At 54.4% G+C, this 17947-nt stretch carries 17 protein-coding genes; 7 read left to right on the plus strand and 10 right to left on the minus strand.

Annotated features, from left to right (window positions below; translation table 11 throughout):
• Positions 1-62 precede the first annotated feature (62 nt).
• On the plus strand, positions 63-503 hold the full coding sequence (locus M1D91_RS12125; RefSeq protein ID WP_437433489.1) for an ECs1072 family phage-associated protein: 441 nt from the start codon (positions 63-65) through the stop codon (positions 501-503).
• 27 nt (positions 504-530) lie between these two features.
• Here M1D91_RS12125 and M1D91_RS12130 read toward each other — a convergent pair whose 3' ends face one another.
• The gene (locus M1D91_RS12130; RefSeq protein ID WP_437433490.1) at positions 531-866 is read right to left on the minus strand and encodes a hypothetical protein; all 336 of its coding nucleotides are present in this window, start codon (positions 864-866) and stop codon (positions 531-533) included.
• Positions 867-1445: 579 nt separating this feature from the next.
• Between M1D91_RS12130 and M1D91_RS12135 the strand changes: the two genes are divergently transcribed.
• Positions 1446-2066, plus strand: a complete 621-nt coding sequence (locus tag M1D91_RS12135) for a hypothetical protein (RefSeq protein WP_437433491.1) — start codon at positions 1446-1448, stop codon at positions 2064-2066.
• Positions 2067-2113: 47 nt separating this feature from the next.
• Here the strand turns inward: M1D91_RS12135 and patD are convergent, their stop codons facing one another.
• The 6 genes from patD to M1D91_RS12165 form a co-directional block, all read right to left on the minus strand.
• Complete coding sequence (gene patD, locus M1D91_RS12140) at positions 2114-3538, minus strand: aminobutyraldehyde dehydrogenase (protein WP_437433492.1); 1425 nt, start codon at positions 3536-3538, stop codon at positions 2114-2116.
• Positions 3539-3563: 25 nt separating this feature from the next.
• Complete coding sequence (locus tag M1D91_RS12145) at positions 3564-4370, minus strand: ABC transporter permease (protein WP_437433493.1); 807 nt, start codon at positions 4368-4370, stop codon at positions 3564-3566.
• The gene (locus tag M1D91_RS12150; protein ID WP_437433494.1) at positions 4360-5292 is read right to left on the minus strand and encodes an ABC transporter permease; all 933 of its coding nucleotides are present in this window, start codon (positions 5290-5292) and stop codon (positions 4360-4362) included. The genes M1D91_RS12145 and M1D91_RS12150 overlap by 11 nt, the downstream gene beginning before the upstream one ends.
• A 1-nt stretch (position 5293) precedes the next feature.
• Positions 5294-6307: an ABC transporter ATP-binding protein gene (locus M1D91_RS12155; RefSeq protein ID WP_437433495.1), complete on the minus strand. Its 1014-nt coding sequence runs from the start codon at positions 6305-6307 to the stop codon at positions 5294-5296.
• A gap of 17 nt (positions 6308-6324) precedes the next feature.
• Positions 6325-7467: a putative ABC transporter substrate-binding protein YdcS gene (gene ydcS / locus M1D91_RS12160; protein WP_437433496.1), complete on the minus strand. Its 1143-nt coding sequence runs from the start codon at positions 7465-7467 to the stop codon at positions 6325-6327.
• Positions 7468-7813: 346 nt separating this feature from the next.
• The gene (locus M1D91_RS12165; RefSeq protein WP_437433497.1) at positions 7814-9223 is read right to left on the minus strand and encodes an aminotransferase-like domain-containing protein; all 1410 of its coding nucleotides are present in this window, start codon (positions 9221-9223) and stop codon (positions 7814-7816) included.
• Positions 9224-9376: 153 nt separating this feature from the next.
• On the opposite strand from M1D91_RS12165, the gene M1D91_RS12170 reads away from it, so the two are divergent.
• From M1D91_RS12170 to M1D91_RS12180, 3 genes are read left to right on the plus strand one after another with little or no spacing between them, the layout of a single operon-like run.
• On the plus strand, positions 9377-10783 hold the full coding sequence (locus M1D91_RS12170; protein WP_437433498.1) for a cytochrome ubiquinol oxidase subunit I: 1407 nt from the start codon (positions 9377-9379) through the stop codon (positions 10781-10783).
• A complete protein-coding gene (gene cydB / locus M1D91_RS12175) occupies positions 10783-11793 on the plus strand; it encodes a cytochrome d ubiquinol oxidase subunit II (protein WP_437433499.1) in 1011 nt (336 codons plus the stop codon). The genes M1D91_RS12170 and cydB overlap by 1 nt, the downstream gene beginning before the upstream one ends.
• Complete coding sequence (locus tag M1D91_RS12180; RefSeq protein ID WP_437433500.1) at positions 11793-11921, plus strand: DUF2474 domain-containing protein; 129 nt, start codon at positions 11793-11795, stop codon at positions 11919-11921. The genes cydB and M1D91_RS12180 overlap by 1 nt, the downstream gene beginning before the upstream one ends.
• A 56-nt stretch (positions 11922-11977) precedes the next feature.
• On the opposite strand, the gene M1D91_RS12185 is transcribed toward M1D91_RS12180, so the two are convergent.
• Entirely contained in the window at positions 11978-13942 is a 1965-nt protein-coding gene (locus tag M1D91_RS12185; protein ID WP_437433501.1) for a peptidase U32 family protein, read from the minus strand.
• Positions 13943-14192: 250 nt separating this feature from the next.
• Positions 14193-14765, minus strand: coding sequence for a helix-turn-helix domain-containing protein (locus M1D91_RS12190; RefSeq protein WP_437433502.1), 573 nt, complete (start codon positions 14763-14765; stop codon positions 14193-14195).
• Between the two features lie 92 nt (positions 14766-14857).
• Here M1D91_RS12190 and M1D91_RS12195 point away from each other — a divergent pair, with 92 nt between their 5' ends.
• On the plus strand, positions 14858-16024 hold the full coding sequence (locus tag M1D91_RS12195) for a benzoate/H(+) symporter BenE family transporter (protein WP_437433503.1): 1167 nt from the start codon (positions 14858-14860) through the stop codon (positions 16022-16024).
• On the opposite strand, the gene M1D91_RS12200 is transcribed toward M1D91_RS12195, so the two are convergent.
• Positions 16004-16876, minus strand: coding sequence for a helix-turn-helix domain-containing protein (locus M1D91_RS12200; protein WP_437433504.1), 873 nt, complete (start codon positions 16874-16876; stop codon positions 16004-16006). The two genes, M1D91_RS12195 and M1D91_RS12200, sit on opposite strands and share 21 nt — an antisense overlap.
• A gap of 172 nt (positions 16877-17048) precedes the next feature.
• Here M1D91_RS12200 and M1D91_RS12205 point away from each other — a divergent pair, with 172 nt between their 5' ends.
• Entirely contained in the window at positions 17049-17945 is an 897-nt protein-coding gene (locus M1D91_RS12205; RefSeq protein ID WP_437433505.1) for a DMT family transporter, read from the plus strand.
• Positions 17946-17947 lie beyond the last annotated feature (2 nt).

Genomic DNA, 17947 nt, shown 5'->3' on the forward strand with positions numbered 1-17947 from the left:
GCACAGGCAGCATTTTTGATATTCTTTACGGGTAAGAAATCATTTTATACAGGGTTAATGCTATGCAAAAGTTTGACGATCTGTGGCATGCCATAGAATTACGAGTGTGTGAAAACAATGACATCACACACGAGGATATGACCAACGACGACAGCGTAAGGGGTAACGCCGCCAAACAGCGCATCGCACATATTTTCATTCTGGAAGTTCTGCTCTCACGCCACCGTGAAAAATATGCCAGCCCTTATGTCTCGCTGGCTGGTGAGGAAGCGCTTTACCACCTTATTTTTAAGCGTACCGGCTGGAAACCCTTTGAAGTTAAACAGCTCTCTTTCAGCGACGCTATGTTTGTTATCTCTGAACTCTTTCGCGAAGAGAACCTGCCTGCTGATGTACGCGGCATCCTGCGTGCCAACGGCTTACGCGATCAGCCTTATTCCTTATATGATTTCTCAGAAAAGGACTGGGCACCACGGGAAAATGAAAATATCCTGAAACGATAGCCTGCACATACTTATAATGTTAAGGGCTTATTTGGCCCTTATTCTTTTGCCGCCATCAATATTCAGAATCTGACTAATAACAGCAATACCCTGCCTGAAACTGGACATAAGCCCTGCCAGCGCATCTGTTTTTTGGGCAGTTAAATAAGAAATGGTGGATGCCTCCTCTCCTTCAGGCAAACTCTCTATCCGTGCAAAATGAAACTCTTCCCCTTCACAAAAATAGGTTTCAATCGGCAGCATATAACCAGCATGACCTGGAACTTCTGCGCTGTTGAACCAGGTAATGCTTTTCTGATCATCATCAACCGTCAAATACTCAGGCGCACCGCCGGGTATCAGTATCACCACTAACTTACTCATTAAATTATCCCCAGCCCGATGAAAAAACGCGACATTATCAGTAGCAGGCCGTGACGATTCGTTGTCGGATCAATTAACTTAATATGACAATAAGGCCAGATAAGGTCTGTCTACGGTTCGTCTTGTTTTATATTTTATGAAACGCCTTAATACTGCTGGTGCAGGAAACGTACCATTAGAGATAAACTATCTTTACGTTTATTGACAGTAGCAAAAAGATAAATCGTGAGAATTACCGCAATATTTATATCGTTATTCGATTTTTGCAATAAAGCCGATAACGCTCCTATTACATTCTTGATGATATGGCCGGGTGCGTCATCACTGCCGGTGAAGCACCTGCTCTTTCACTCTCTTGAACCACTCTATCCCATCGCGTGGCCAGCGTCCGCCATGCTTTTCTTTCCCCTGACGTTCACTTGTAACAAGGGTGCAGACGAGGAAGCCTATAAAGTTTAAGAGCTTGAAAAGGACGACGACTGATACTTTAATGACACCGACCTGCCAGCTGTGCCGTTCCCGGGGCTAACGTTGCGGGTTTAACGGCCAAAGCGCATCAATAATAAAGAGAAATCAACCATGAGTTCAGATTACAAAGGCAAGAACGTTTTCGGTGCGGATATTTACCAGGGCTCGGACGGGATTTATCACACACAAGAGGAAGCGGACAGAACCTGGCGTTCTGATTATAAAAATCAGGACGACAGCACTGACACTCCCCCTGCCTGGCAAAGCACGCCTGCTGCTGCCCCGACACAAAGTCCCTTCGGCACCCCAGGCACCGGCACTTCCGCAGGCATGTCTGACACGTTCAAAAATCGCCTGTGGGGCGTGGTGTTATGTGTGGTGGGAAGCTGGGCTATTACATCGCTTATCCTGGCGGTCCCATACAGTTATCAGCCGCCCGGTCTGTTATTCCGCCTCCTTTCCCTGCTGTCGTTAGTAGTATTCTGGCCTGCTCGTATCCTTATCGCCCTGATGGCAGACAAAGCGCTTCCCTGGCTCGGTTTACTGTTCCCGCTTGTGTCACTGGCTAATATGTTATGGCTTGGTCTGGTGGGCAAATTTTTGCTGAAAAAAGAGAAAGCATTGAAGGTTTTTGGCCTTAAGCATAAAAAATACCGCCAGCTTTCCTGGGTTAAAGTCTCGCTGTTACTGCTGGCCGTTCAGCTTGTATTGGCGCTGGCATCAAGGTTGTAGTCGTGAGTACGGGTGTCAGGGCATGCTGCCCCGACACCCGCAGCCCGTTAATGTTTTATCATTACGTGACGCACCACGGTGTAATCTTCCAGCCCATAGACTGACATATCCTTGCCGTAACCGGAGAGTTTCTGCCCCCCGTGCGGCATCTCGCTGACCAGCATAAAGTGCGTATTAACCCAGGTACAGCCATATTGCAGCCTGGCGCTCAGGCGATGCGCCCGGCCAACGTCTTTTGTCCAGACAGAAGACGCCAGTCCGTACTGTGAATCGTTGGCCCACCCCAGCACCTGCTCTTCGTCATCAAAGAGGGTGACGCTCACCACCGGCCCGAAGACTTCACGTTGCACAATAGCATCGTCCTGTTTTGCGCCCGCAAGCAGGGTTGGTTCAAAGTAATAACCCGCTCCGTCACGTTTTTTACCTCCGGTGACGACGTTGATGTGTGCCAGTGCTTTTGCATCCTCCACTGCTTTAGCCACTCGCGCCAGGTGGGCTGCTGAACTTAACGGCCCAAGCTCAGTGGTGGCATCTTCCGGTGCGCCCATTTTCAGGCTGGCGACCGCCGCACCGAGTTTTTCCACAAGCTGGTCATAAATTCCCTTTTGCGCATAAATACGGCAGGCAGCAGTGCAATCCTGCCCGGCGTTATAAAAACCAAAGGTCCGCACGCCTTCCACAACCGCATCCAGATCGGCATCATCAAACACAATAACCGGTGCTTTGCCGCCTAACTCCATATGGGTGCGCTTAATCGAGGGGGCGGTGTGGCTGATGATATGCTCACCGGTTGCAAACGAACCCGTCAGAGAGACCATGCGCACTTTTTCATGACCGGTAAGGGGGTCGCCGACGGTTGTGCCGCGACCGAAGAGTACGTTGAGCACACCTGGCGGGAAAATATCCTTTGCCAGTTCCGCCAGACGAAGCGCGGTGAGCGGTGTAATTTCCGATGGTTTAATGACTACGCAGTTACCGGCCGCCAGTGCCGGAGCAAGCTTCCAGGCGGCCATCATCAGCGGGTAGTTCCAGGGGGCAATAGAGGCAACGACCCCAACCGGATCGCGGCGAATCATCGAGGTGTGTCCTTCCAGATATTCCCCCGCCGCCAGCCCGTTCATACAGCGAGCCGCGCCGGCAAAGAAGCGAAACACGTCCACCACGGCAGGTATCTCATCATTAAGCGCGCAGTGCAACGGCTTGCCGCAGTTGAGCGATTCAAGTGTCGCCAGTGCTTCTGCATTGTCTTCAATCACCTGCGCCAGCTCAAGCAGACAGGCCGCGCGCGTTTTCGGGCTGGTCTGCCCCCAGCTTTTAAAAGCCGCATCCGCTGCCAGAACCGCGGCATCGACCTGCGAAGGGGAAGCTTCCGCTATCTCCAGCAACACCTCACCGGTAGCCGGATTATAAACGGCCTGCTTTTCCCCTTCGCCGTTGACCAGTTGGCCATTGATAAATAATTGATGTTGCATAGGGCTATCCTTATTAAGTTGTCAGTTATTTGCCGGAACCAGCGACGGTTTCACCGTCACGGGTCAGCCACCACGCGCCCAGGATAGGCAGCGCCGTCGCCAGCATGACCAGCAGAGCCACCACGTTTGTGACCGGAACATCACGCGGCCGGCCCAACTGATTTAACAGCCAGAGCGGTAAGGTACGTTCATGACCGGCGGTAAACGTCGTCACGATAATTTCGTCAAACGATAGCGCGAACGCCAGCATGCCTCCGGCCAGCAGAGCCGACCCCAGGTTTGGCAGCACCACATAACGGAAGGTCTGCCAGGCGTTCGCCCCAAGATCCATCGAGGCCTCCACAAGACTCCAGGAGGTACGGCGAAAACGGGCAATGACGTTATTGAAGACCACCACTACGCAGAAAGTCGCATGGCCTGTCACTATGGTGAAAAAACCCGGTTCCAGATCCACCGTCTTAAAGGCCGTCAGCAGCGCCAGCCCCGTCACGATGCCGGGCAATGCAATAGGCAACATTAGCAACAGCGAGATGGCATTCCTCCCAAAGAATGTGCTTCGCCAGAGAGCCATTGCAGCAAGCGTGCCAAGGAGCAGTGCAATTAAAGTCGCCAGTGCTGCCACTTTAAGTGACAGTGTCACCGCATCGAGAATATCTCCCCTTGTCGCCGCTACGCTGAACCATTTGAGCGTCAGCCCCTGCGGCGGGAAACTGAATGCGGCCTCTTCGGTATTAAAAGCATAGATGGCGATTATCAATAACGGGAAGTGCAGAAAGAGCACGCCCCCCCATGCCGCCACTTTCAGAAACCAGGGTGCGCTTTCAGAGTGCATCGAATGCTCCAAGACGTTTCACAAACGACAAATAAAGGGCAATCAACAGGATGGGCACCAGGGTAAAGGCGGCGGCCATTGGCATATTGCCGATCGCTCCCTGTTGGGAATAGACCATGTTGCCAATGAAATAGCCGGGGGGGCCGACCAGTTGCGGAACGATGAAATCACCGAGCGTCAGTGAAAAGGTAAAAATTGATCCTGCCGCCACACCCGGTATCGCCAGCGGGAGAACGACATGACGAAAGGTTTGCCGGGGTGTCGCGCCCAGATCGGCAGAAGCCTGCAACAGGGAGGGCGGCAGCCGTTCCAGCGCGGCCTGCACCGGGAGGATCATAAACGGCAGCCAGATGTAGACAAACACCAGGAATCGCCCCAGTCCCGAAGTCGATAAGGTATTACCACCAATACCAGGAAGCGTTAATAATGCAGCCAGCAACGGCTCCAGCCCCAGATGGCTTAAAAACCATCGGGCGACGCCATCTTTAGCCAGCAGTAACGTCCAGGCATAGGCCTTTACGATATAGCTCGCCCACATCGGGAGCATGACCGCGATATAAAAGAACGCTTTCCATTTCCCGCTGGTATATCTCGCCATAAACCAGGCCATCGGAAAGGCCAGAATGGCGCTGGCGAGGGTGACTGCAACCGCCATTGTCAAGGTGCGCAGAATGATGTCGTAATTGGACGGGTTGAAGAGCGCCCATAAATTTGCCAGCGTCAGATCCGGCGTCACCGACATGGTGAAGTCGTCAAAGGTATAAAACCCCTGCCAGAGGAGAGTAAGCAGCGAGCCAAAATAGACGATGCCGAACCACATCAGCGGGCCAAACAATAACAGGAACAAACCCAGCGAGGGCCTGCGCCAGAAGAAACGACTCAGACGTCCGGGTGCCGGTTGAGGATAAACGCGCGCGTCCATATCAGGCGACTCCCTGCAACGGCACCATTGCGTCACGCGACCAGGAGGCCAGCACCCTCTGGCCCGGCTCCAGTGAGGGTGGTAACAGGGCGTCTGAAAGGTTCGGCTGGGTCACCAACAGCTTGACGCCGTCGGCCAGTTTCAGTTCAAAACGCGTGGCGGCTCCCTGATATTGCACGGCCTGCACCACGCCCTGAACCTGAACCTCTCCAGGCTGGTTCAGCCGGATATGTTCAGGTCTTAGTGAGAATGTACCCTGCATGGCACAAAGTTTTCCGGCAAGGGTGTTATCAAACACATTTGACGTCCCCACAAACCCGGCCACAAAGGGGGTGCGGGGGCGCAGATAGAGCTCACGCGGCGTATCCACCTGCTCTATCCTGCCATTATTAAAGACCGCGACCCGATCGGACATCGACAGGGCTTCCCCCTGGTCGTGGGTGACAAAAATAAAGGTGATGCCCAGATCCTGCTGCAGTTTTTTTAGCTCAAACTGCATCTGTTCACGCAGTTTTAAATCCAGCGCCCCCAGGGGTTCGTCAAGTAACAGCACGCGGGGTCGATTGACCAGCGCACGGGCGATGGCGACACGTTGCCGCTGACCACCGGAGAGTTGCGATGGTTTACGGGCATGAACAAAATCCAGCGCCACCTTCTCCAGCGCCTCACGGGCACTGGCATGACGCGTTTTTTTATCGACGCCTTTGACCATTAAACCGTAGGCAACGTTATCGAGAATCGACATATGCGGAAAGAGCGCGTAGTCCTGAAAGACCGTGTTGACGTCACGCTCCCAGGGGGGCAGTTCGCTGGCTTCGCGCCCGAAGATACGGATAGCGCCGCCACTTAACTGTTCAAAGCCTGCAACCAGCCGCAGGCAGGTGGTTTTGCCGGAGCCGGATGGCCCCAGCATTGAGAAAAATTCGCCGTCATTCACCACCAGACTGACGCCGTCCACCGCGCGGATATCACCGTACAACCGCGAGACATCCTGAAATTCTACCGCGTAAGTCATGCAAAGCTCCCGCCCGGTTAACGTCCACCCATAATGGCAATATAATCCTGGGTCCAGCGGCTGTACGGTACATACTTGCCGCCCTCAGCGGTCGGGGTCTTCCAGAACGCGATCTTGTCAAAGAAGCTGTAACCGTTGGTTTCACATCCTTTTTCCCCCAGCAGTTCGCTGGCTTTGCACCCCTGTGGCACCACCGGCAGCGAGCCGAACCAGGCGGCAACGTCCCCCTGCACTTTCGGCGTCAGCGACCAGTTCATCCACTTGTAGGCGCAGTTAGGGTGTTTGGCCTGAGCATGCAGCATGGTGGTATCCGCCCAGCCGGTGACCCCCTCTTTCGGGAACACGGTAGCAATCGGCTGTTTTTCTGCTTTGAGCGCATTGGCCTGATAGGGCCAGGCGCTGGAGGCGACCACCCCTTCGTTTTTAAAATCACTCATCTGCACGGTAGTGTCATGCCAGTAGCGGTGAATCAGGCCATGCTGAGCGCGCAGCACGTTGAGTACCGCCTGATACTGGGCTTCAGTGAGCTGGTAAGGATCTTTAATACCTGACTGCGGCTGGGTTGCTTTCACAAACAGCGCCGCATCAGCAATATAGATAGGGCCGTCGTAGGCCTGAACACGACCCTGATTGCTCTTGCCGTCCGGCAAATCCTGTTTCACAAAAATCACTGCCCAGCTGTCCGGCGGTGTCGGGAAGGTGTTGGTGTTATACATCAGCAGATTTGGCCCCCACTGGTAGGGTGTGCCATAAACCTTGCCGCCTACGTTAAACCATTCCCCTTTTTCAATTTGCGGATCCAGGGTCTTCCAGTTGGCAATGAGCGCGGTGTTTATCGGCTGGACGCGTTTGCCCATGATCAGGCGCAGCGAGGCGTCACCAGAGGCGGTCACCAGGTCATAGCCGCCTTTCGCCATCAGGCTTACCATCTCATCGGACGTGGCGGCGGTTTTTACGTTGACGGCACAACCACTCTCTTTTTCGAAGGCCGTCACCCAGTCGTAGGCCTTATCGGTTTGGCCCCGCTCGATGTATCCCGGCCAGGCGATAATATCCAGCCGCCCTTCTCCTTTGCCAATTTCTGTCGGTTCAGCAGCCTGTGCAGTTGCGATGGTCATGCCCAGCGCACCAAGGCAGCTCAGGGCAAATTTCTTGCTCATACGTTTTACTCCTGTCGCAATGAAATGAGCGGCCGCCCTGCCGTAAAAATATCTCCTGTTTTAAAAGTAGACGGCTGCCTGACGCGCCGAACCCCACCCGCGAGAAATTTCGCGATGTTGTGACCGGTAGCGCACTGCCTTAAGGGATGAAGCCTCAGGTGGTCCGTCTTTTGGAGTATAGACAACAGGTTAGCGGGGAAAAGCACTGCCTGTGAGCTATGCGAATTTCGTATGAATAGGTTAGTGGGGAGTAAAGAAAATAATGAAGCGCTTCTTTATTTTTTATTCTGCTTATTTCTGAATAAAGAAGAACGCATTGTGAAAATAAGAAGCATGCCGGACAGTTTTATTCCATCATTTCCTGAATAAGCGCTGCTAATAACATAATTCCCCGCTCTTCGCGCTCCCCCCATTGCCACGAGGTATTGAGGCGGAAAAAGGGGGTGGGTTCACGGGCAGTTGAGAACATTTTACCGGGTGCAATGCTGACCTGATGAGCCAGCGCACGCTCACTCAGCGCTCCGGCATCCAGGGGGGCCGGTAATTCCAGCCATAAAAAATAGCCACTTTCGTTGCGATGGATTTTGACTTCCGCCGGAAGATGACGCAACAGCGCCTGCCACGCCTGCTGTTTACGTTCTGCAAGCGCTCGCCGCAAACGTCGCAGGTGAGTGTCGTAGCGTTGCGTATCCAGATAATCGACCAGTGCCATCTGGATAGGCGAACTGGTCGAAAGCGTGCTCATCAGTTGTAACTGCTGGATGCGATGGGCATGTTTACCCGCCGCCACCCAACCGATGCGAAACCCCGCCACCAGGCATTTAGAAAATGACGAACAATGCAGTGTCATATCGCTGGTATCCCATGCCTTTGCGGGCAGCGGTTTTTCCCGACCATAATAGAGCTCGCTGTACACATCATCTTCTATCAGCTTTACGCCATGTTCCGTCAATAATGAAACCAGACGCGCTTTCTTTTCCGGACTGAGGGTAAATCCCAGCGGATTCTGGCTGTTTGGCATCAGCCAGCAGGCTTTGACCGGGTAGGTTTTCAGCGCGTCTTCCAGAGCTGCCATATCAATACCCTCATGGACATCCGTTGGCACGCTCAGCGCCTTTAACCGCAGCCGCTCAAGCGCCTGCAGTGCGCCGTAGAAACAAGGGGTTTCTACGATGACCCAGTCGCCGGGCTCGGTGACAGCCTGCAGGCTGAGGTTCAGCGCTTCCAGCGCCCCGGCAGTGATAACAATCTCATCAGCAGGAATTTTCATCCCCTGCTGCGCATAGCGGCGTGAGATAGCCTGACGCAGCGCTGCATTCCCCGGCGGCAGATTTTCAATAATGCTGACCGCAGTGGCGCTCTTGCTGACGTTGGCAAGCGAGCGGTTAAGTTGCTGCAACGGAAAGAGCCGCGGGTCAGGAAAAGCGGAACCGAACGGCAGAATCGAGGCATCCCGGCTCGCCTGCAGGATATCGAAAATGTAAGTGTTAATATCGACCGCTTCGTCGCGCTGCACCTGAGCTGCGGGCGCGGGCTGCGGGCGATGCGATCGCGGCGCAACATAGTAACCGGACTGGGGACGCGCGGTGATATAGCCCTGGCTTTCCAGTAACTGATAGGCATGGCCGACGGTCATAAAGCTGTAGCCGCTGCTTGCGACCTGCTCACGCAGGGATGGTAGCCGCTCACCGGGACGCCAGGCCCCCAGCTCAATTTGCTCAATTATCTGTTGTGCCAGCCGTTGATATTTTTTCATCACCCTCTTCCTGCCCCGGTACGATCATATCAGGTGCCTTAAAATAGCAGAATTCAGGAAACTGTTATGGTTAAATTTCACATTATTGCCTCTGACAGTTCGTTTTTTGCCGTTTTACCATAACAGGTACAGCGTTTGACTTTGAGGTTGTGCATGTTTGGTCTTGATGCGTTTCACCTGGCAAGGATCCAGTTTGCGTTTACTGTCTCCTTCCATATTATTTTCCCGGCGATCACTATTGGCCTTGCCAGCTTTCTGGCGGTGCTGGAGGGCTTATGGCTAAAAACCCGTAATCCTGTCTGGCACTCTCTTTATCACTTCTGGGCAAAAATTTTCGCCGTTAACTTTGGCATGGGCGTGGTGTCAGGCCTGGTGATGGCCTATCAGTTTGGTACGAACTGGAGCGGGTTTTCACAATTTGCCGGGAGCATAACCGGCCCGCTACTCACCTATGAAGTGCTCACTGCATTCTTCCTGGAAGCGGGTTTTCTTGGCGTAATGTTATTTGGCTGGCGTAAGGTCGGGCCGGGATTACACTTTTTCGCGACCTGTATGGTGGCGCTGGGAACCCTGATTTCCACCTTCTGGATCCTCGCCTCTAACAGCTGGATGCAGACCCCTCAGGGCTATGAGATTGTTAACGGGCAGGTTGTCCCTGTGGACTGGTTTGCGGTGGTCTTTAACCCTTCGTTCCCGTACCGCCTGTTCCATATGTCGATTGCCGCTTTTCTCAGTAGCGCGTTGTTCGTTGGAGCCTCTGCCGCCTGGCACCTGCTGCGCGGCAACAGTACCCAGAGCATCCGAACAATGTTTTCTATGGCGCTGTGGATGACCCTTATCGTTGCCCCTATCCAGGCGATGGTCGGGGATATGCATGGCCTCAATACCCTTGAACACCAGCCGGCGAAAATTGCCGCGATTGAAGGCCACTGGGAGAATGTACCTGGTGAACCCACCCCTCTGCTGCTGTTTGGTCTGCCCGACATGGAGCAGGAGCGTACCCGCTACGGACTCGAAATACCTGCGCTTGGCAGCCTGATCCTTACGCATAGTCTGGATAAACAGGTTCCGGCGCTGAAGGAGTTTGCCAAAGCAGACCGACCGAATTCCACCCTCGTATTCTGGTCGTTTCGCGTGATGGCGGGACTCGGCATGTTGATGATTTTGCTGGGCCTGATGGCAGTATGGTTGCGCTATAAACAGCGTCTCTACCGCTCGCGTCCTTTTTTATGGTTTGCCCTGCTGATGGGGCCATCCGGTCTAATTGCTATCCTTGCGGGCTGGGTAACCACCGAAGTGGGACGCCAGCCCTGGGTGGTGTATGGCTTACAACGCACGGCAGACGCCGTTTCTGCTCATGGCGATCTGCACATGAGCGTGAGTTTGCTGGGTTTCATCCTCGTCTACACCTCGGTGTTCGGTGTTGGCTACAGCTACATGGTGCGGCTGATTAAAAAGGGGCCACAGGAAGACGAGTCCTACCCTGACGAGAACGATGGCCGCCCCGCCCGACCTCTCTCGGCCGCTGGCCCTGACTTTCTGACCCAGGAGAAGCCGTAATGGGTATCGATCTTTCACTTATCTGGTTTGTAATCATCGTATTCGCCACGCTGATGTATATCGTCATGGACGGGTTTGACCTCGGGATTGGCATCCTTTTTCCGCTGGTAAAAGGCGCAGAGGATCGTGACGTTATGGTTAACAGTGTGGCACCAGTATGGGATGGCAATGAGACCTGGCTGGTGCTGGGAGGCGCTGCGCTTTTTGGCGCGTTTCCACTGGCCTATGCGGTGATCGTTGATGCGCTGACGATTCCGCTCACCTTAATGTTGATTGGGCTCATCTTTCGTGGCGTCGCCTTTGAGTTCCGCTTTAAAGCGACCCCTGCTCATCGACCTTTCTGGGATAAGGCATTTATGGGCGGATCGCTCCTGGCAACCTTCACGCAGGGCATAGTGGTCGGCGCGGTGATCAATGGGTTTCCGGTTGTTGCACGCACCTATTCGGGCGGCCCGTTTGACTGGCTGACCCCTTTCACCCTCTTTTGCGGCCTTGGCCTGACGGTGGCTTATGCGCTTTTAGGGTCAACCTGGCTTGTGATGAAAAGCGAGGATCGCCTTCAGGTAAGCATGCGCCATCTCAGCAGGAAGCTGCTGATGGTGTTGCTGGGGGTTATTGCGATCATCAGCCTCTGGACGCCCCTTATTCATCCTTCCATCGCCGGGCGCTGGTTTAGTCTGCCGAACCTCTTCCTGCTGCTGCCTGTCCCCGTGCTGGTTGCGGTGTTGAGCCTGTGGCAGTGGCGTACGCTTTACGATGCGAAGCATCACCATCTGCCTTTTGTTCTCACGCTGGGGCTGATTTTTCTCGGCTTTACCGGGCTTGGGATCAGTATCTGGCCGCATATTATTCCGCCAGCGATTACGCTCTGGCAAGCGGCGGCACCTGCGCAAAGTCAGGGTTTTATGCTGGTCGGCGCGTTGTTAATTATTCCCGTGATCCTGGTCTATACCTTCTGGAGCTATTACGTCTTTCGCGGCAAAGTGCAACACGGGGAGGGTTATCACTGATGCATCACTCTCTCTGGTATCGCCTGTTATGGCTGGTCATAATCTGGGGCGGTAGCGTGATGGCGCTGGCGCTGGTCGGGCTCTTCTTTCGTGTACTGATGGCGTCGGCGGGGTTCAGGGCGCATTAGTCCGGCGTTGCTGCACTACAACGAGAAACGGCAGCCCAGGCTGCCGTTTCTTTTAATTACCCACCCTTACGCTTAGGCAGTGTCTTCATCAACTCTTCCGGGCTGACCGACGCCACTACGCTTCCCGGCAACGGCATTTTCAGAATATGATTTTTAATTTTCCCAACTACGTGCATTTCGCACGGACGACAGTCAAATTTAAGCGTCAGTACCTCATCGCCATGCACCAGCTGCATCGGCGTGGCCTTCCAGCTTTTGATGTTACCTTTTGCCTGTTTCGGGCAGAGATTGAATGCAAAGCGCAGGCAATGCTTGGTGATCATCACCGGGACATCGCCCTTCTCTTCGTGCATTTCAAACGCGCCATCAATGAGTTTTACACCGTACTGCTGATAAAACTCACGCGCTTTGTGGTTGTAGACGTTGGCTAAAAACGTCAGGTGGGTATCCGGGTAGACCGGCGCGGGCACGGAAACAGGTTTACGGGTGCCGCGCCGGTAATTCGCCAGCCGGGCCTCGTCCAGCATCTCAACCGCTTCACGGCGCAGCTGATTCAACAGGCTGTTGGGCACAAAGAGCGCACCCGGCAGGTTGATGTCGATCTGGCGAGCATAAAAGAGAGTTTGCCCCAGTTTTGCCAGCCCCTCTTTCAGACTGTTTCGCGCTTTCTCCGCGTTGGTCGCCTCGTCAAACTGGCCATCGAGCGTATGCGTAATGGTAACGCCCTCTTCACTGGTCAGCGTCAGTACCAACTGCTCTTGCCACCCGCTGAGTGCAATATCCAGCGCAATGCGGCGCTCGCTCGACGTTTTGGTCAGCGCCTGTTGCCAGTTGTGGTCAAGGTTACGGTTGAGGGGATGGTTCGGGCGAACCTTGTACATGTCAGCCGGCATTTCATTGGGCCAGACGCGATAACGGTTTTCACCCGTCTTTTCGACGGTATTGGCACGAAAGCCCACAACTTCTCGCTTAATCAGCACGTTGAGGCCATCGCCGTTAGCCAGCGGCTCGGTGACCTGCACGTCAAGATGATCTTTGGTCACTTTCAGGACTTCGCCAACAGGCAGGCCAACAAATTTTGGCGAGTCAAAGGCACCGATGTCCCCTTTACGCGCATTGACGAAATAGTCGGTGCTGCCGCGATGGAAGGTTTTATCCGTTGAGGGGATAAAGAAGTGCTCGGTACGCCCCGCCGAGGATCGCGCTAAGTCACCGCGATCCTCAATAATAGCGTCGAGCATCTGGCGATAGTGAGCAGTGATGTTTTTCACATAGCTCATGTCTTTGTAACGCCCTTCAATCTTAAAGGAGCGCACACCGGCATCGATGAGTGCGGCCAGGTTTTCACTCTGGTCGTTATCTTTCATCGACAACAGATGCTTTTCGTAGGAGACCACGCGGCCCTGATCGTCTTTCAGGGTATAGGGTAGTCGACAGGCCTGCGAGCAGTCACCACGGTTAGCGCTGCGACCGGTCTGAGCATGCGAAATATTACACTGCCCGGAATAGGCCACGCACAGGGCGCCGTGAATAAAGAACTCAATGGTGGCATCTGTGGCCTGATGGATTTCGCGGATCTGATTCAGATTCAGCTCGCGCGCCAGCACAATCTGGCTGAAGCCAACATCCGAGAGGAATTTAGCTTTTTCAACGCTGCGGATATCACACTGCGTACTGGCATGCAGTTCAATGGGTGGGATATCAAGCTGCATGACCCCCATATCCTGCACAATCAGCGCATCGACGCCGGTTTCATAAAGCGACGTTATCAGCTTACGGGCAGGTTCCAGCTCATCATCATGCAAAATAGTATTCAGGGTGATAAACACCTTCGCGCCATAGCGATGGGCAAAGGGCACCAGCGCCGCGATGTCCTGCAAGCTGTTGCTGGCGTTATGGCGGGCACCGAACCCTGGTCCACCAATGTAAACCGCGTCCGCCCCGTGCAGAATAGCTTCGCGAGCGATCGCGGCGTCACGGGCAGGGCTTAAAAGTTCAAGATGCTGGGTTGGCAGGTGCATACAGTCGTTGTTATCCATGATGTGCAAAATGGCGGCTATTGTAGTCAGTTCCCTGCTGTTTCACCACCTGCACCAGAAGCCATTTTTCGTATGGCGGCAAAGGATTGACGAAATTGATATTTTCCAGCACCGCTCGTTGAATTTATCCTTGGTTCATTACGCGAAAATCTTCTCAGGCGCCACGGTAACGGGTGGCCGTATGAAGATGAAACGTAATACGGATATTTCCTCGTCACGTTGTACGTTGTGGTTAATCGTCGTCGTTCTTTGCCGCAGGCTTGCTTGCGGCTTTTTCTTTTGGGTAGTGGATAAGCGAGTGGAAATGGACGGTATGGGCGGAGCTATTGCGGTAGGCATGCGGCCTGTCACCGGCGAAACGCACCCCCGTTCCGGCTTTGAGCACCTTCCACTGCCCTTCAGTACACAGATCAAGCTCACCGGCAATCACCACGACGTGCTCAATCACCCCTTGCTCATGGGGCGTGGATTCACTGCGGGCCCCCGGTGCCAGGGTGATGGAAAAGTGATCGAAGCGCAGAACCTCGTCCCAGGGAAACAGGGGGGTAATCACCATCGCCTGTTGATCCGGATCGTAGGTCGTAGGCATATCATCTTCAGGCGGCGCGATAAAAGCAGAAAACGGCACGTTCAGACCCGTGGCTATCTTCCAGAGCGTGGCAACCGTCGGGCTGGATTCATTACGCTCAATTTGCCCGAGCATCGCTTTCGAAACGCCTGTTTCTTCAGCCAGCCGGGAGAGACTCCAGCGGCGGGACTGACGCAACGCTTTCAGCGTAGCCGCCAGATAACGCGTCGATTCCATGATATCTCCTCTCAGACGTAGCTCGTCTCGCTTGTGCGCTATAGCGCACAATGATAATTTTAACGGATGTTATAACGCACAAGGATAGCCGTATGCGCGTCTCATCGTTCCCCTTTACTTCCCTTCTGGCCGGATTTGTCGCCGTCCTCGTTGGCTACGCCAGTTCCGCGGCCATCATCTGGCAGGCCGCGGCTGCCACGGGGGCAACGCCCTCGCAGATTGCGGGCTGGATGACCGCACTCGGTATCGGTATGGGGTTCAGTACTCTCGCGTTATCGCTCTGGTATCGCATGCCGGTCCTTACCGCCTGGTCAACGCCGGGCGCAGCCTTACTGGCGACCAGTCTGGACGGTTTGTCTCCCGGCGAGGCCGTCGGCATCTTCATTTTCGCCAATGCGCTGATTGTGCTTTGCGGCATAACGGGCCTGTTTGCACGACTGATGAAAGTCATTCCTCATACGCTTGCCGCTGCGATGCTGGCGGGTATCCTGTTGCGTTTTGGTCTTCAGGCCTTCAGCAATGTACAAGATAACGTGGTTATGTGCGGCAGTATGCTACTGGCCTGGCTTATCTGTAAAGCGCTGGCGCCTCGCTATGCCATTGTTGCGACAATGATTATTGGCGCACTGGTTGCCGGGTTAAATGGGCATCTTGCCACAGAGCATCTCACCCTCTCGCTGGTGGTGCCTGAATTCACGCGTCCGGTCTTTAATCCGGCCTCCTTGCTCAGCATTGGTGTCCCCTTTTTCCTCGCTACGATGGCGTCACAAAATGCCCCCGGGTTTGCCACTATGCAGGCAGCGGGTTACCGGGTTGCGGTTTCGCCATTAATGATTTTTACCGGTGGCGTGGCGCTGCTGCTCTCGCCGTTTGGGGTCTACTCCATTTGCATTGCGGCGATCACCGCTGCCATCTGTCAGAGCCCGGAAGCGCATCCTGATGCGCAACAACGCTGGAAGGCCGCCGTGGCGGCGGGAGGATTTTACCTGCTGGCGGGCGTCTTTGGCGGTTCCATCACCTCCTTGCTGAATGCCCTGCCAGTAAGCTGGATCCAGACGCTCGCCGGCGTGGCGCTGTTGGGGACGATTGGCGGCAGCTTATTTCAGGCGCTGGCACATGAGAAAGAAAGGGACGCTGCGGTGGTCACCTTTCTGGTTACGGCAAGCGGCATCACCCTGCTGGGCGTGGGTTCGGCGTTCTGGGGACTGGTGGCGGGCGGTATCTGTTATGTCGCCCTGTCACGGACGCGTCGCACGTAATTGCGACGGCGTTACGCCATATACCGCTCGGAAACGGTTACTGAAGTGGCTCGGCGAACTGAAACCGCAGGCCATCGCAATCGCCGTCAGCGAGAGCTCGCTGTTTAATAATTGTGTTTTTGCCTGCGCCATGCGCCGTTGCATCACGTACTGATGCGGTGCCAGCCCCATCGACTGCCGGAACATGCGGGCAAAGTGGTATTCGCTGAGCGCCGCCTGTTCTGCCAGATCGGCGAGCAAAAGCGGCTGGGAAAGATGTGCTTCAATCCAGTCCACTACATGGCGTAACACTGCCGGCGCCAGACCGCCCTTTACGGTCGGTAACTGCCATTGCACGCTGCTGTAGTGCTGGATCAGGTGCGTTAACAGCAAGGTTGATGCCGTGCTGAAGGTCAGCTGGTTGGCTTTCTGATGCCAGTTACTGCCCAGTAAGAACTGGCGATACAGCAGCGTGATGCGTTCATCCTGAGCAAAGGTTTTTTCATCAAGGGTAAAAGCGGCCGGGCTGCGGTCCCAGATTCGTTCCCCGATATCACGCAAATGCGCGTCGGTGCAGTACAGGTGGACAAAGGACAAGTCATCACGAATGTCCCAGCTTGATTCGCTCTCCTGAGGCAGCAGGCAAAACCGGTCGGGCCCACCGCCATTCTTCCAGCCCGATGCGGTTTTATGGTAGCTCTCATACCCGTCAGCCACATACAGGCTCAGGGTATGGTGATCGCAGTACTGCGTAATGTTATCGCGTTTATTTGACCAGGCCGCCAGTTGAATACCAGAGTGCAACGCCACTGAATCATGCAGGACGGCATTATGATGTTTAAGATTTTCAAAGGCCTGATAGCTCGGTGACATAAACGCACGTAACAAAAAAGTAACCAGAATTGCAGTCTATGAATTCCTGCTGTGCGATGCCAGCCTTTCTCTAAAAAAGCGCAAGAATTTGCAAGTGGTGGCGGGCTTTATGCAAGCCCGGACGGCAGATTGCCGCGACACTAACGACTGGTCTGGTTTAAAAGGTAAAACAATGAACGCATTTTTATATTGTCTGGTGGTGGTTATCTGGGGAACAACGTGGATTGCGATATTCCTGCAACAGGGAACCGTTCCGGCACCAGTGTCTATCTTCTGGCGCTTCGCGCTGGCCACCGCCACCATCATGCTGGTGCTGCTCGCCCTGCGCCGGCTGCGTAAACTGGCGCTACAGGACCATCTGTTCTGTCTGCTGCAGGGCTGCTGTGTATTCGGCTTTAACTTTCTCTGCTTTTATACGGCAGCGGCATGGATCAATACCGGGCTGGAGTCGGTCATTTTCTCCATGGCGGTGCTGTTCAACGCGGTAAACAGTTTTCTGTTTTTTGGCCAAAAACCCCCTGCTCGTTTTTACCCGGCCGCTGCGCTCGGACTTATCGGCATGGTGACGCTGTTCTGGGAGGATTTGCGGGCCAGTGGGATCAGCAGTTCGCTGCTGATGGGTGTCGGTCTGTCGATGCTCGGCACCTTTGGTTTCTCACTGGGTAACATGCTGAGCATGCGCCATCAGCGCAAAGGGCTGGAAACCATGACGACCAACGCCTGGGCGATGTGTTATGGCACCCTCATCATGGGGTGTATTGCACTGGTACGGGGGGACAGCTTCATGCCTGAATGGACGTTCAGCTATCTGGGCGCGCTGGTCTATCTGGCTCTCTTTGGTTCCGTGATTGCGTTCGGTGCCTATTTCACGCTGGTGGGCAGGATAGGTGCCAGTAATGCGGCCTACAGCACCCTGCTGTTTCCTCTGGTGGCGCTGAGTTTTTCCACCCTTTATGAAGGCTATGTCTGGCACGCTAACGGCATTATGGGGCTGGTGTTAATCCTGACCGGTAACCTGGTGATGTTTGCCAGACCGGGAAATCTACTGTTACGCCGACGGGTTGCATAAAG

This window comes from Enterobacter sp. SA197, from assembly GCF_054131575.1.

Bases quoted from the DNA above. Each gene is read 5' to 3' on its own strand.
- M1D91_RS12185 (WP_437433501.1), bottom strand. From the start codon at position 13,942: ATGCACCTGCCAACCCAGCATCTTGAACTTTTAAGCCCTGCCCGTGAC.
- cydB (WP_437433499.1), top strand. From the start codon at position 10,783: ATGGGTATCGATCTTTCACTTATCTGGTTTGTAATCATCGTATTCGCC.
- M1D91_RS12190 (WP_437433502.1), bottom strand. From the start codon at position 14,765: ATGGAATCGACGCGTTATCTGGCGGCTACGCTGAAAGCGTTGCGTCAG.
- M1D91_RS12195 (WP_437433503.1), top strand. From the start codon at position 14,858: ATGCGCGTCTCATCGTTCCCCTTTACTTCCCTTCTGGCCGGATTTGTC.
- M1D91_RS12170 (WP_437433498.1), top strand. From the start codon at position 9,377: ATGTTTGGTCTTGATGCGTTTCACCTGGCAAGGATCCAGTTTGCGTTT.
- M1D91_RS12165 (WP_437433497.1), bottom strand. From the start codon at position 9,223: ATGAAAAAATATCAACGGCTGGCACAACAGATAATTGAGCAAATTGAG.
- M1D91_RS12200 (WP_437433504.1), bottom strand. From the start codon at position 16,876: ATGTCACCGAGCTATCAGGCCTTTGAAAATCTTAAACATCATAATGCC.
- M1D91_RS12135 (WP_437433491.1), top strand. From the start codon at position 1,446: ATGAGTTCAGATTACAAAGGCAAGAACGTTTTCGGTGCGGATATTTAC.
- M1D91_RS12125 (WP_437433489.1), top strand. From the start codon at position 63: ATGCAAAAGTTTGACGATCTGTGGCATGCCATAGAATTACGAGTGTGT.
- M1D91_RS12180 (WP_437433500.1), top strand. From the start codon at position 11,793: ATGCATCACTCTCTCTGGTATCGCCTGTTATGGCTGGTCATAATCTGG.
- M1D91_RS12155 (WP_437433495.1), bottom strand. From the start codon at position 6,307: ATGACTTACGCGGTAGAATTTCAGGATGTCTCGCGGTTGTACGGTGAT.
- M1D91_RS12130 (WP_437433490.1), bottom strand. From the start codon at position 866: ATGAGTAAGTTAGTGGTGATACTGATACCCGGCGGTGCGCCTGAGTAT.
- M1D91_RS12145 (WP_437433493.1), bottom strand. From the start codon at position 4,370: ATGCACTCTGAAAGCGCACCCTGGTTTCTGAAAGTGGCGGCATGGGGG.
- ydcS (WP_437433496.1), bottom strand. From the start codon at position 7,467: ATGAGCAAGAAATTTGCCCTGAGCTGCCTTGGTGCGCTGGGCATGACC.
- M1D91_RS12205 (WP_437433505.1), top strand. From the start codon at position 17,049: ATGAACGCATTTTTATATTGTCTGGTGGTGGTTATCTGGGGAACAACG.
- patD (WP_437433492.1), bottom strand. From the start codon at position 3,538: ATGCAACATCAATTATTTATCAATGGCCAACTGGTCAACGGCGAAGGG.
- M1D91_RS12150 (WP_437433494.1), bottom strand. From the start codon at position 5,292: ATGGACGCGCGCGTTTATCCTCAACCGGCACCCGGACGTCTGAGTCGT.